Origin of the sequence: Vibrio sp. 10N.261.51.A4 (assembly GCF_041471945.1) — a bacterium.
Lineage (GTDB): Bacteria > Pseudomonadota > Gammaproteobacteria > Enterobacterales > Vibrionaceae > Vibrio > Vibrio crassostreae_C.
Genome location: NZ_JBFRPJ010000079.1, coordinates 18,662 through 31,825, shown reverse-complemented (window position 1 = coordinate 31,825; position 13,164 = coordinate 18,662). Strand labels below are relative to the sequence as shown.

The window sequence follows — 13,164 nt, the reverse complement described above, 5'->3', positions numbered from 1 at the left end:
ATTACAACTGTGTGTATTCTATTTTTTTCTAATACAAGTTAGCAACTTTATTAGATGCCAAGCTCTAGTTAACGTAAAGCTCTAATCTATACCAAGAATACGTTTTACTGGCTTAAAGCTCTTGCGGTAATGCTCGGTTACACCATGTTTTTCAATCGCTTCGAAATGCGCTTTGGTCGGGTAACCTTTATGCTTAGCAAAACCAAACTCTGGATGAAGTTTATCAAGATCTTCCATCTCTTGGTCACGAACGACTTTTGCGATAATAGACGCCGCACTGATCTCTGCTACTCGTAAATCGCCCTTTACAATAGCCAGACCGTCCATTGGAAGTTGAGGAACACGGTTACCATCGATCAGTGCCATGTCAGGCTGAACGCTCAACCCAGCGATAGCGCGCTGCATGGCGACCATGGTTGCCTGCAGGATGTTCAACTCATCAATTTCTTGTGGTGAACAACGACCAACCGACCACGCCAATGCTTTCTCTTTAATTTCAGGAAGCAGAGCAAGGCGCTTTTTCTCAGACAGTTTTTTTGAATCGTTTAAGCCTTCGATTGGGTTGTTTGGATCGAGGATAACCGCAGCAGTCACCACGTCGCCAACCAAAGGGCCACGTCCTACTTCATCCACGCCAGCAAACAGCTGGTAGCCTTGCGGGTATTCAAATGGAGGAAGCTCTTTTTTCTCTTTTACTGCCATAACTAATCTCTTAATATTCTGTAAGTAAGCGCTTTATGCTTCAACAAAAGGTCGGTCAATCAATTTCAATACTGCGTTAGCGGCTTGTTTGTCTGCGTCTTTACGGATCCAGTGATGCATCTCGGTAAAGCGTTCGATCAAGGCACTGTTATCGGCTGATAGCATTTTATCGACAGACGGGAACAAAAAGTCTGGGTGGCACTCTTCAAGAATATGCTCTTTCACGATCTCTTCACCAGCCAAAATATTCGGCAGTGACACAAACTCAGTGATCGCCAATTTCTTAACAATGTAACCCGTCAGCTTATTTACTTTGTAACCAACCACCATAGGGCGTTTAAGCAACATACATTCAAGAGCCACGGTACCTGAAGCCAAGAGCACAGAATCAGCGGCGGTAATCACGTTGGTTGCCGTATCTTCGACTAACGTGAATTCAAGCTCAGGTGCGGTCGATTGCCAGATTTCAGTAAACTGCTTTTTACGCTGTTCGTTAACGAGCGCAACAACAAAATTGATATCCGGATACTTCTGCTTGATACGTTGGCAAGTTTCGATAAATGGTTGAGCAATCAAACCCATCTCACCACCACGACTACCCGGCAATACAGCTAACCATTGCTTGTCTTGATCTAAGCCTAACAGCTCACGTGCATCTTGTTTGCTTGGTTCTAAAGGAATAGCATCAGCTAACGTGTGACCAACAAATTCACAGGCAACGTTGTATTTATCATAAAACGCTTTCTCAAATGGCAGGAAGGCCAAAACCAAGTCGGTTGCTTTGTCGATTTTAAAGATACGTTTAGGACGCCAAGCCCACACGGAAGGGCTCACGTAATGAACCGTTTTAATGCCGGCGTTCTTAAGATCGAGTTCAAGTCTTAGGTTGAAGTCAGGCGCATCGATACCGACAAAGACATCGGGTGGGTTTTGAGTGAAATACTTTACCAGCTCTGCTTTCACTTTTAATAAGCGAGGTAAACGGCCAAGTACTTCAACTAAGCCCATGACAGCCAGCTCTTCCATCTCGAAAAGAGACTCACAACCAAGCGCCTTCATTTTTGGTCCGCCAATACCCACGAATTCAGCGTTCGGGTACTGCGATTTGATTGCTTTGATAAAACCTTCGCCAAGCGTGTCACCAGAGAGTTCTCCGACAACGATACCTACGCGCAGTGGTTCAATCGAAACAAAGTCCGTGCTGTTGGTTGCTGTTTCTTGCTGTGCCATAGTTTTCCAATTCCCTTCTTGCCTAAAACAAAAAAGATCGCCTAATGATTAGCGATCTTTTTGTTATACCAATCTGATTAAGTAATTATTGTCATACTTACGCGGATTGGTACATAACCACATCGAGTATTAACGAATAATACCGCGCTCAGAGTTCTCTAGCATTTCAAGCATAGGAACTACCGAAGTAAACTCTTTTGCCATTTCCACTAAAGCCGCTTTCGCTTCTTCAAGTGTTTTACCTGAACGGTATAGCTCTTTGTACGCTTTCTGTAGTGCACGAATTTCAGGTTTCTCAAATCCGTTACGCTTCAAGCCTACTAGGTTAAGGCCGAATGGAGCCGCGTGGTTACCCTGTGCAAGCACGTACGGCAGTACATCTTGAACAACTGCAGAACAGCCACCGATGTATGCGTAAGCACCAATTGAGCAGAATGGGTGAATCGCAGAAAGTGCCATAACACCAGCGTAGTCGCCAACCGTTACATGACCGCCAAGAATAGCGTTGTTACCAATGTGAGTGTGGTTACCAACAATAACATCGTGCGCTACGTGAGCATTAACACAAAGTAAGTTGTCATCACCAATCACTGTGGTTGCTTTGTCTTGAACCGTACCACGATGGATTTGAACCGCTTCACGAATTACGTTGCGATCACCGATCACAACTGTTGTGTCTTCGCCGCCGTATTTCTTATCTTGGTTTTCTTCACCGATAACAGCGTGTGGGAAGATACGGTTTTCTTTACCAATGGTTGTGTGACCTTTGATCACAACGTGCGACATCACTTCAGTGTCGTCACCAATTGTCACGTTACCAGCAATGTAAGTGAAAGGCCCAACCGTCACGTTAGCACCGATAGTTACATCACCTTCGATTACTGCTGCCGGGTGAATTTTCGCTGTTTCATGAATCATATTAAAACTCTCTACGAGCACATTTAAGTTCAGCTGAACATACAACTACGCCGTCAACCTTAGCAACACCATTAAACGATGCGATGCCACGACGTTCTTTTAAGAATTCAACTTCGATAACCAGTTGGTCACCAGGTACTACTGGCTTACGGAATTTTGCTTTATCAACACTTGCAAAGTAGTAAAGCTCGTTGCCAGAAGGCGCACCAAAAGATTTAAATGCTAGAAGGCCTGTTGCTTGTGCCATTGCTTCTAAGATCAACACGCCTGGGAATACAGGAAGTTGTGGGAAGTGGCCTGTGAACTGAGGTTCGTTAACAGAGACATTCTTAATCGCAGTCAGTGTTTTTTCTTTTTCAAAGCTAGTCACACGATCAACCATTAAGAATGGGTAGCGATGAGGTAATAGTTCCTGAATTTCAGTAATGTTCATCGTTGTCTGTTCAGTAGTCAAAGTCGTATTCCTATATATATTCTTTATTTAATTAGAAGGATTATAAACGAAAAAGACTCGCTGTACGCGAGCCTTTTATTAGAAATGCTGGAATTATGATTCCGCGCTCTTCTCGATAAGTTTTTCAACAGTTTTCAAACGCTTGTTCATTTCATCAATTCGATGAACACGCGTTGCTGTTTTACGCCAATCTTTATTTGGCTGTAAAGGAATACCTGAAGAGTACATGCCTTTCTCAGTGATGCTGCGCATTACCATCCCCATACCGGTGATTGTAACGCCATCAACGATTTCAATGTGACCATTAATCACACTGCCGCCACCAATAATACAGTACTTACCTATCGTCGTGCTGCCTGCGATGATAGTACCACCCGCAAGAGCAGAACCATATCCGATGTGAACATTGTGAGCAATTTGAAGTTGGTTATCTAAGATAACGTTATCTTCAATGATTGTGTCATCTAATGCACCACGGTCAATGGTAGTACACGCGCCGATTTCTACGCGGTTACCAATGCGAACAGAACCCACTTGCGGGATCTTAACCCACTCACCTTTCTCGTTCGCATAGCCAAAGCCATCAGAGCCAATAACAGTACTTGATTGGATCAGACATCCTTCACCAATCACAACTTCATGGTAAACACTTACGTTAGCCCACAGCTTAGTGCCTGCGCCAATTTTTGCATTTTTACCAATAAAGCAACCAGCACCGATGATCACATCATCACTAAGTACTACACCAGACTCAATCACAGCGTTCGCGCCAATAGACACATTTTGTCCAATGGTTGCTTCGCTAGAGATTGAAGCAGAATCAGCAATAGCCGCTGCGGGAGCAGGAGTAGTATCAAGCGCTTGAGCAACTTTAGCAAAAGCAACATAAGGGTCATTAACCACAATCACGTTAGTCTTGCACAGTTGACGCTCACTCTCTTTAACCATAATAGCGGACGCTTTACAGTCACCTAGGTGCTTGCTGTACTTCACGTTAGAAAGGAACGTAATGTTACCTTCTTGCGCTTTATCCATCGGAGCGACTGCTGAAACGGTAATTGTACCATCTCCGTGTAGCTCTCCCCCGGTAATCGTTGCCAATTCGGCTAAAGTCAGATTCTTCATAAAACTTATTTCAGTGCTTTAATTACTTTCTCAGAGATGTTGTATTCTGGCTTGCCGTATTGCAGAGCTTGAATATCAACGATCATGTCGTAGCCTTCTTTCTCTGCAACTTTCGTTACAGCATCTTGAATCACTTTGAATAGCTTCTGCTTCTCTTGTGCTTCACGACGTTGGCTTGCTTTTTCTAGTGCTTGAGCTTTGATTTTGTACTTGCTGTCTAGTTGGCCTACTTCGATACGTAGCTTCTCAACTTCGTCAGGACCTAGTAGCTCGCCATCACGCTTAAGCTTTTCAATCTTCGTTTTAGCTTCAGCTTGAATGCTCTGTAGCTCAGCTGCTTTGTCTTTGAACTCTTCCTGCATTTTTTGAAGAACAACTTCACGCTGAGGTAGAGCCTGGAATACTTGTGCAGTGTTTACATAACCCACTTTTTGCGCAGCTTCAGCAGCTGTTGCAAAGAAAGAAGAGCTAAGAACTACAAGGCCTAAACCTGCTGCTTTAATCATATTTTTCAAAATATTGTCCTTTAAATATTAGAAAGTTCTACCAATGGTGAATGTGAAGAATTCCTCATCATCACCTTCGTAAACTTTAATTGGTTTCGCTAGAGAGAAAACCAGTGGGCCCATCGGTGACATCCATTGAAGGGCTGCACCATAAGATGAACGGTAATTTGTTGGATCAGAGTAATCGTAGTAGTACTGGCCGCCACTGTTAGGTGCGCCACGGTCTACGAACTCGGTATCCCATACACTTGCCATGTCGAAGAAGACACTGGTACGAATTTGGCTGCGCGCTTCATCAGAAGCAAACGGCGTTGGTACAATTAACTCTAAGCTTGCTAAGGCAACCGCGTTACCACCCACTGAATCATCAGTAGCGGTATCATAGGTTGGGTTATTACCTGTGCTGCTGCCGTAAACGGCTTTCGGGCCAGCTGAGTTAGAGCCAAAACCACGTAGGGTTGTAAAACCACCTGCGTAGTAGTTCTCGTAGAATGGGAACAAGTTATCGTTACCATCTGTTTGACCATAACCATTACCATAGCCTAATCGGCCGCGCATCAATAGTGTGAACTCATGCTTTTTGGTCAGCGGGATGTAATGTTTTACATCGTACTGCATTTTGAAGTACTGAGCATCAGAGCCTGGTACCGTCATTTTAGCGAAAGCACGTTGGTGGTTACCCTCAGTTGGGAAGAAACCACGGTTCAAATTGTTACGCGTCCATGAAATATTGATATCGAAGTCATCAGTTAAGATGTGCTCATCACCGTATTGGTCGATACTTCTCGCAAACTGTTCAACCTGGATATAAGTCGGTACGTTACCGATCTTGTTGTGCGTATAGCCAACACCGAACTCAATGCGGTTCAGCTCATCCATAGGGAAACCCCAGGTTAAGCTCGTACCATAACTTTGGTTGGTATAGTCGACGATGCCCGCTTCAGAGGCTTCAAATTCGTTGTAGAAGATCTTACCGCCTAAGCTCACACCATCCAGGTTCCAGTATGGGTCACGGTAGTCTAAGCTCACGTTTTTTTGGTAATCGTTCATCATGGCACTTACGCCAACACGGTTACCAGAGCCCGCAAAGTTGTCTTGTTGCAGGCCAACTTGGAAACTCACACCAGATTCAGTACCGTAGCCGACACCAAAGTTGATACTGCCTGAGTTCGCTTCCTTAACGTTGTAAACCAAATCAACTTGGTCTTCACTGCCAGGAACACGCACTGTTTGTACATCAACCGTTTCAAAGAAACCTAAACGGTTAAGACGGCTCTTACCGGTATCAATGGACTTAGAGTTAAGCCAGCTGCCTTCCATTTGACGCATTTCACGACGCAGTACTTCGTCTTTCGTTGAGTTGTTACCCGTGAATCGAATATCACGAACATAGATACGGCTGCCCGCTTCTACATTGATAACCAACGACACTTCTTTGGTCTCATCGTCAAATTCAGGAATCGTGCGAACTTGTGGGTACGCGTAGCCAGATTCACCAAGAATTCGTTTTACGTTCTCTTCCAAAGACGTTACCGAAGAACCGTTGTACGTATCGCCGTCTTCGAATGGCACTAACGCTTCGAAGTCAGCCTCACGACCGATTAATTCACCACGGAAAGAGACATCTTTAACGGTGTAGGCTTCGCCTTCATCGAGGCCAAGCGTGATGTAAACACCTTTTTTGTCTGGAGAGATCGCCACCTGCGTAGAGTCAACCTTAAACTTAAGGTAACCACGGTCAAGGTAGTAAGATTTCAGCGCTTCGATATCACCGGCTAATACTTGCTTTTGGTATTTTTCATCCGCAAGGAAATTCCACCATGCAACATCAACATTCAGATTGAAACGACTAAGCAGTTCAGAGTCAGAGAAGACTTCATTACCGATAAAGTTGATTTGCTGAATCTTAGCGGATACGCCCTCAGTAAACACAAACTTAAGGTCAGAACGGTTACGTGGCAGAGGTGTCACAACCGCTTTTACTGTCGCGTTGTACTTACCAACACTGTAGTAAAAATCTTCAAGGCCTTTTTCAATGTTACTCAGCGTAGTACGGTCAAGGGCTTCACCTTCACGAACACCAGACGCATCTAGGTTCTGCTGAAGCTGTTCTTCTTTAATCGCTTTATTACCAGAGAATGAGATGCTTGCGATGGTCGGTCGTTCTTGAACTTGAACAATCAATACACCTTCATCACGAAGTACTTTAACGTCCTCAAAGTTGCCCGAAGCATACAATGCACGAATGATCTCAGACACATCGCTTTCATCCACTTCATCGCCAATACGTACTGGCATTTTCAGTAGAGCTGCACCAAGTGCAACACGCTGTAAACCTTCGATCTTGATATCTTGAACTACAAAGTTTTGTGCTCCGTTCGCAGCCACACTAGTGGCCAATAGACTTGCGAACAGAATTTGCTTAATCGCCATACTTATTCTAATTATTCCTTGCTACTACCAATGCCTGTGAGAAACCATTCACAGACGAGTAAAATCGTTAAATATTGCCAGAGCCATCAATGAGAAGAGGATTGCCCCTCCCACTCTGTATCCCATTTCCTGAACTTTCTCAGGTACCGGTTTACGAGTAACGGCCTCAATAGCGAAAAACAGCAAATGTCCGCCATCAAGCATAGGCAGCGGAACCAAGTTAATAATCCCTAAGTTAACACTAATCAGAGCCAAAAAGCCCAAGAAGTAAACCAGACCATAATCGGCGGTTGTACCTGCACCTTTAGCGATTGAAATAGGGCCACTCAAGTTGTTTAAGCCAACATCACCAACGATGAGCTTCTTAAGCATTGTCAGTGTCAATCCAATGATTTGACCTGTTTTATCAAATGCTTTTCCTACAGACTCAATTACACCAAATTGTAACTCAAAGCGATAATCTTCTGGCCATTCTGCGACTTCCGGAGCAATACCTGCATAGCCGATTGTCGAACCATCAGAAAGCTCTCGACTTTTTGGTGTCATAACCAATGACTGCTCGGCACCATTTCGCAATACGACCAAGTCCAATGATGTCATTGGATTAGCACGAATTAACTCAACAACCGACTGCCACTGTTCAATAGGCTGCCCATTAATCTCAACAATTTTGTCGCCAGCTTCTACCCCTGCATCGTATGCCGCACCGTCATCAATGATTTGAGCCAGTACGGTCGATATCTCTGGAGAATACGGTCTAAAGCCCAGCGTTGTCATTGCAGATTCAGTTTCTGGGTTGAACGACCAGTCTGAAATATCCAATGTCATTTGTTGCTCAAAGCCGATGTCGTCTTGAGAAGCAACCGTCACTGTCATGGATTGATCACCAATGTGCGATATCAACCCCATATTGACTGATTCCCAATCTGCGGTTTTGATTCCTGAAATAGATTTAAGTTCCATTCCAGTTTCAATTCCGGCTTGTGCAGCAATAGATTGTGGAGTGACTTCACCAATCACGGGCTTAACCGCGGGTACGCCAATCAAAAATACTAACCAATACGCGAACACCGCAAAGATAAAGTTGAATGCAGGGCCTGCACCCACAATCGCCGTTCGTTTCCAAAGCGGCTTCTTGTCGAAAGCGTATTGCTGTTGATCTTCAGAAAGATCGTCAACACGACCATCGAGCATCTTAACGTAGCCGCCCAGTGGAATCACTGACAAGCTGTATTCAGTACCATCACGGCCCACTTTACTCCAGATTGATTTACCAAAACCAATCGAGAATTTTTCAACTTTCACACCACAACGACGAGCGACCCAGAAGTGTCCAAACTCATGAACAGCAACCAGAATGCCAAGCGCTACGATAAAAGATGCGAAGTTCCACAGAATTCCACTCATGCTAGCTGCTCTTTAATAAATTGAATGGCTATTTGACGAGACATATTATCGAGCTCGAGAAGGCTTTCCAAGCTATCTAAACCCTCAGAGTTATGTTGTTCACATACTTTGCTCATAACGTGTTCGTTAATGACAGCAATATCGGTAAACTTCACCTGATTGTTCAAGAAAGCATCGACCGCGATCTCGTTTGCTGCATTAATGGCTGTTGTCGCATGCTGACCTAAGTAGCACGCTTCAATCGCTAACCTCAAACACGGGTAACGACTGAAATCTGGTTCTAAGAAGGTAAGCTCACCCACTTTAGTAAAGTCTAAAGGCTTAACACCCGCCTCGGTACGATTAGGGTAAGACATCGTCAAAGCGATTGGCGTTGCCATATCTGGTTCGCCCATTTGAGCAAGTACAGAGCCATCCTTGTACTGAACCATCGAGTGAATCACAGACTGTGGATGAATGATGACCTTTAACTGTTCCTGAGAAGCATTAAATAGCCATTTCGCTTCAATGTACTCTAGCCCTTTATTCATCATAGTCGCAGAATCGACCGAGATCTTAGGACCCATAGACCAGTTAGGGTGTGCAATTGCGCGTTCAGGAGTCACTGATTCGAGTTCAGCCACATCGGTATAACGGAAAGGACCACCAGAACCAGTCAGAAGAATATGGTTAATGCCGTTTTCTTCAAGGTCACAGCGGCCTAGGTTAGTTTGTACGTTCTGCGGAAGGCATTGGAAAATAGCATTATGCTCGCTATCGACAGGAAGCAGCTCTGCACCGTATTTTTCCACGGCGTCGATAAACAACTGCCCAGACATCACCAAAGCTTCTTTGTTTGCAAGCAAGATACGCTTGCCCTCTTTAACCGCCGACATAGTAGGAAGTAAACCAGCGGCACCAACAATCGCAGCCATTACCGTGTCCACTTCCTCTAGAGAAGCAACCTGACACATGCCTTCAGTGCCTGAAAGCACTTTTACGTTAGGGTAACTCGCGGACAACACTTCAGTCAGTTGAGACGCTGCATCAGGGCAAGCCATAGCAACATAGCTTGGTTGCCACTTTTCAACTAGCGCCAGCATCTTTTCAACATTCGAGCCTGCAGCTAGTGCAACCACTGAATAGAGATCTGGGTTTTGCTCAACGACTTTTAGTGTACTTGCACCAATTGAGCCGGTGGCGCCAAGGATAGTTAGATTTCGCATCACATATGACCGTAGAAATGTAATAAAGGGCAGAATCACTGCCCTTTTTTATTAGAATGCTAAATAAAGCAGAGCAAAGACAGGGAATGCAGCCGTTAAGCTATCTATTCTATCTAGTATACCACCATGACCAGGAATCAGATTACTGCTGTCTTTCACCCCAGAAACACGCTTAAACATGCTTTCAACAAGGTCACCTAGAACAGAAATAACAACGGTCACAAGGGTAATAACAATCATGTGAAGTGGGCTTGTGAATTGGATGTCAAACAAGTCAGCAAAGATCCAAGCCACGATCACCGCAGTAATAATGCCACCAATAAGACCTTCAATCGTCTTATTCGGGCTTACCGCTGGTGCCATTTTACGCTTACCAAAACTCTTTCCTGAAAAATAAGCACCGCTGTCCGCCGCCCAAACAAGCAAGCAAACAAACATCACCAGTTTCGCACCATGGTAAGGATCAGCATCGATACCGTTAGCACGCAGGATAACCACACTCCAAAAGAATGGCAGCAGAGTCAGCACACCAAAGGCGTGACGAAGAAGAGAAGAGTCTTTCCATGCAGGCATAGACTTAGGATAAGTCACCGCCATGCCACTCGCGATTACCCACCAAATCGAGCCAATCGTTAGAATGGCGTAGTGAGCAGTAGACAAGTTATTAAGGCTAAATGCATCAAAAGGGATAAAAGCAAAACTTGCAGCACTAACCACAACCGTTGGAATCAACGCTAAATAACGCGATTTGCTTTCAACAAACTGAGTCCACTCCCAAAAACCCAATAGCGAGATTACCGCTAGTGAAAGAATAAATGTAGGAAGTGATAACTCGAAAATACCTAGAATAACTAGGGGAGCTAAAATCAACGCCGTAATAATTCGTTGTTTCAAACCAAAAAATCCTTATTAACTGTCCATCAGAGCTTTAATTTGCTCACCGGTGCATCCAAAACGACGCTCACGGTTAACAAACCAAGTCACAGCTTCTACTAAGCTGTCTTCATTAAAGTCTGGCCAGAATTGTTCAGTGAAATACATTTCGGCGTAAGCCAACTGCCAAAGCATAAAATTACTAATGCGGCATTCGCCACTGGTACGAATAAGTAGATCGACTTCAGGAATATCTGCCATTGTCAGGTGCTGTGTAATCATAGCTTCATCAATGTCATCTACATTAATATCGCCAGACTTTACCTGTTGAGCAATAGAGGTCATTGCTTGCTGGATATCCCACTTACCGCCGTAGTTAGCTGCAATATTAATAACCATACCAGTATTGGTGCTAGTCAAAGCTTCCGCTTCTTCTATCTTCTTTTGTAGTCGATCATTGAAACGACTTTTATCACCAATAACACGAAGTTGTAGATTATTTTTATGAAGCTTTTTTACTTCACTCGACAGCACTGAAATAAACAGTTCCATCAAGATACCGACTTCTTCTTCAGGACGACGCCAGTTTTCGCTACTAAATGCAAAAAGAGTAACGGCTTTAATGCCAAGTCTGGCTGCAGAAGAGATAGTTTTACGAACGGCTTGAACACCGTTTTTATGGCCAAAGACGCGAGGCTTGCCCTGAGCTTTTGCCCAGCGACCATTACCATCCATAATGATAGCAATGTGTTTAGGAAGAGAGTCTGTGAACGCTTGAGAATTATGCATAAAAGAGTGAATCAAATTCTAATAGTCGAACAGAGTAGCATAAAAAAACGCTGCACCGTGAGTACAGCGTTTTTCCGGAAAGAAAAGAATATGGAAAATTAAACTTCCATCAACTCTTTTTCTTTAACAGCTAGGACTTCGTCTACGTTCTTAACCGCAGCGTCAGTTAGCTTTTGAATTTCGTCTTGTGCTTTACGATCTTCATCTTCAGAGATTTCTTTATCTTTAAGAAGTGCTTTTAGATCGCCATTCGCGTCACGACGGATGTTACGGATAGCAACACGGCCACCTTCAGCTTCGCCACGAACGATTTTAACTAGGTCTTTACGACGCTCTTCCGTTAGCGGTGGAAGTGGAACACGGATAACTGTACCCGCAGACATAGGGTTTAGGCCTAGGTCAGATGTCAGGATTGCTTTTTCAACTAGAGGAGTCAGCGTTTTATCAAACACTGTAATAGCTAGTGTACGTGCATCTTCAGCGATAACGTTAGCTACTTGAGTCAAAGGCGTTGGAGCACCGTAGTACTCAACAGTAAGACCAGAAAGTAGGCTCGGGTGCGCACGGCCTGTACGAATCTTTTGCAGGCTGTTTTTTAGTGCATCAACACTTTTTACCATGCGCTCTTGAGCGTCTTTTTTGATTTCGTTAATCACAATTTCACCTTGATTATGTTCTTTCTTCAAGAAAGCTTTTTATTTGGAGTGATAAGGATAAGCTTACCAAGGTACTACACTTCAGTAAGCCCGAAAAATTAGTCAGCGTCGCTGATTAATGTACCTTCAGTTTCACCCATAACCACGCGACGTAGTGCGCCTGGTTTATTCATGTTAAATACACGGATTGGCATTTTGTGATCACGTGCTAGCGTAAATGCAGCCAAGTCCATTACTTTAAGTTCTTTATCAAGAACCGTGTTGTAAGACAACGTATCATACAACTCTGCGTCTGGGTTTGCTACAGGGTCAGAAGTAAATACACCATCTACTTTTGTCGCTTTTAGAACTACGTCAGCTTCGATTTCGATACCACGTAGACATGCAGCAGAATCCGTAGTGAAGAATGGGTTACCCGTACCAGCAGAGAAGATCACAACGCGACCTTGACGTAGTTGGCTGATTGCGTCTGCCCAGTTGTAATCGTCACACACGCCTTTTAGAGGAATTGCAGACATTACACGTGCGTTTACGTAAGCACGGTGCAGCGCGTCACGCATAGCAAGGCCGTTCATTACTGTTGCAAGCATACCCATGTGGTCACCAACAACGCGGTTCATGCCAGCTTCAGCAAGACCAGCACCACGGAACAAGTTACCGCCACCGATAACAACACCAACTTGAACGCCTAGTTCAACCAATTCTTTTACTTCTTGAGCCATACGATCAAGGATCGTTGGGTCAATACCAAAACCTTCTTCGCCTTGTAGCGCTTCACCGCTAAGTTTTAACAGAATACGTTGATACACTGGTTTAGGGTTCGTAGTCATGGAGTTTACCTTCCAAAGAGTTGATGATTAACAGTC

13 protein-coding genes are annotated in these 13,164 nt (G+C 44.2%); all 13 read right to left on the bottom strand.

The annotated features are described in order from the left end of the window. Positions 1-81 precede the first annotated feature (81 nt). On the bottom strand, positions 82-702 hold the full coding sequence (rnhB, locus tag AB4384_RS17260) for a ribonuclease HII (protein WP_102320146.1): 621 nt from the start codon (positions 700-702) through the stop codon (positions 82-84). A gap of 33 nt (positions 703-735) precedes the next feature. Continuing rightward, positions 736-1,932, bottom strand: a complete 1,197-nt coding sequence (gene lpxB / locus AB4384_RS17255; protein WP_102320145.1) for a lipid-A-disaccharide synthase — start codon at positions 1,930-1,932, stop codon at positions 736-738. A 129-nt stretch (positions 1,933-2,061) separates the two neighbouring features. Next, the gene (gene lpxA / locus AB4384_RS17250) at positions 2,062-2,850 is read right to left on the bottom strand and encodes an acyl-ACP--UDP-N-acetylglucosamine O-acyltransferase (protein ID WP_017069381.1); all 789 of its coding nucleotides are present in this window, start codon (positions 2,848-2,850) and stop codon (positions 2,062-2,064) included. Between the two features lies 1 nt (position 2,851). Then, positions 2,852-3,304, bottom strand: a complete 453-nt coding sequence (gene fabZ / locus AB4384_RS17245; RefSeq protein WP_009847408.1) for a 3-hydroxyacyl-ACP dehydratase FabZ — start codon at positions 3,302-3,304, stop codon at positions 2,852-2,854. Between the two features lie 93 nt (positions 3,305-3,397). Then, entirely contained in the window at positions 3,398-4,429 is a 1,032-nt protein-coding gene (gene lpxD / locus AB4384_RS17240; RefSeq protein WP_017063368.1) for a UDP-3-O-(3-hydroxymyristoyl)glucosamine N-acyltransferase, read from the bottom strand. A gap of 5 nt (positions 4,430-4,434) precedes the next feature. Then, positions 4,435-4,935, bottom strand: coding sequence for an OmpH family outer membrane protein (locus AB4384_RS17235; protein ID WP_017056311.1), 501 nt, complete (start codon positions 4,933-4,935; stop codon positions 4,435-4,437). Between the two features lie 27 nt (positions 4,936-4,962). Next, positions 4,963-7,368, bottom strand: coding sequence for an outer membrane protein assembly factor BamA (gene bamA, locus AB4384_RS17230; RefSeq protein WP_017069384.1), 2,406 nt, complete (start codon positions 7,366-7,368; stop codon positions 4,963-4,965). A gap of 48 nt (positions 7,369-7,416) precedes the next feature. Continuing rightward, complete coding sequence (gene rseP / locus AB4384_RS17225; RefSeq protein ID WP_102320144.1) at positions 7,417-8,775, bottom strand: sigma E protease regulator RseP; 1,359 nt, start codon at positions 8,773-8,775, stop codon at positions 7,417-7,419. After that, complete coding sequence (ispC, locus tag AB4384_RS17220) at positions 8,772-9,980, bottom strand: 1-deoxy-D-xylulose-5-phosphate reductoisomerase (protein WP_102320143.1); 1,209 nt, start codon at positions 9,978-9,980, stop codon at positions 8,772-8,774. Before ispC ends, rseP begins: the two co-directional genes overlap by 4 nt. 51 nt (positions 9,981-10,031) lie before the next feature. Continuing rightward, positions 10,032-10,874 carry a phosphatidate cytidylyltransferase gene (locus AB4384_RS17215; RefSeq protein ID WP_048612218.1) on the bottom strand — a complete coding sequence of 281 codons (843 nt, stop codon included), beginning with the start codon at positions 10,872-10,874 and terminating at the stop codon, positions 10,032-10,034. A gap of 15 nt (positions 10,875-10,889) precedes the next feature. Then, positions 10,890-11,642 carry an isoprenyl transferase gene (locus AB4384_RS17210; RefSeq protein ID WP_017063364.1) on the bottom strand — a complete coding sequence of 251 codons (753 nt, stop codon included), beginning with the start codon at positions 11,640-11,642 and terminating at the stop codon, positions 10,890-10,892. Between the two features lie 98 nt (positions 11,643-11,740). After that, on the bottom strand, positions 11,741-12,298 hold the full coding sequence (gene frr, locus AB4384_RS17205; protein ID WP_017060741.1) for a ribosome recycling factor: 558 nt from the start codon (positions 12,296-12,298) through the stop codon (positions 11,741-11,743). 98 nt (positions 12,299-12,396) lie between these two features. Further along, positions 12,397-13,128, bottom strand: coding sequence for a UMP kinase (gene pyrH / locus AB4384_RS17200; RefSeq protein ID WP_017060742.1), 732 nt, complete (start codon positions 13,126-13,128; stop codon positions 12,397-12,399). Positions 13,129-13,164: the final 36 nt, after the last annotated feature.

Excerpts from the sequence above, each read along its gene's own strand:
- AB4384_RS17235 (WP_017056311.1), bottom strand. The coding sequence starts at position 4,935 with ATGATTAAAGCAGCAGGTTTAGGCCTTGTAGTTCTTAGCTCTTCTTTC.
- AB4384_RS17210 (WP_017063364.1), bottom strand. The coding sequence starts at position 11,642 with ATGCATAATTCTCAAGCGTTCACAGACTCTCTTCCTAAACACATTGCT.
- bamA (WP_017069384.1), bottom strand. The coding sequence starts at position 7,368 with ATGGCGATTAAGCAAATTCTGTTCGCAAGTCTATTGGCCACTAGTGTG.
- lpxA (WP_017069381.1), bottom strand. The coding sequence starts at position 2,850 with ATGATTCATGAAACAGCGAAAATTCACCCGGCAGCAGTAATCGAAGGT.
- ispC (WP_102320143.1), bottom strand. The coding sequence starts at position 9,980 with ATGCGAAATCTAACTATCCTTGGCGCCACCGGCTCAATTGGTGCAAGT.
- pyrH (WP_017060742.1), bottom strand. The coding sequence starts at position 13,128 with ATGACTACGAACCCTAAACCAGTGTATCAACGTATTCTGTTAAAACTT.
- rseP (WP_102320144.1), bottom strand. The coding sequence starts at position 8,775 with ATGAGTGGAATTCTGTGGAACTTCGCATCTTTTATCGTAGCGCTTGGC.
- lpxD (WP_017063368.1), bottom strand. The coding sequence starts at position 4,429 with ATGAAGAATCTGACTTTAGCCGAATTGGCAACGATTACCGGGGGAGAG.
- rnhB (WP_102320146.1), bottom strand. The coding sequence starts at position 702 with ATGGCAGTAAAAGAGAAAAAAGAGCTTCCTCCATTTGAATACCCGCAA.
- lpxB (WP_102320145.1), bottom strand. The coding sequence starts at position 1,932 with ATGGCACAGCAAGAAACAGCAACCAACAGCACGGACTTTGTTTCGATT.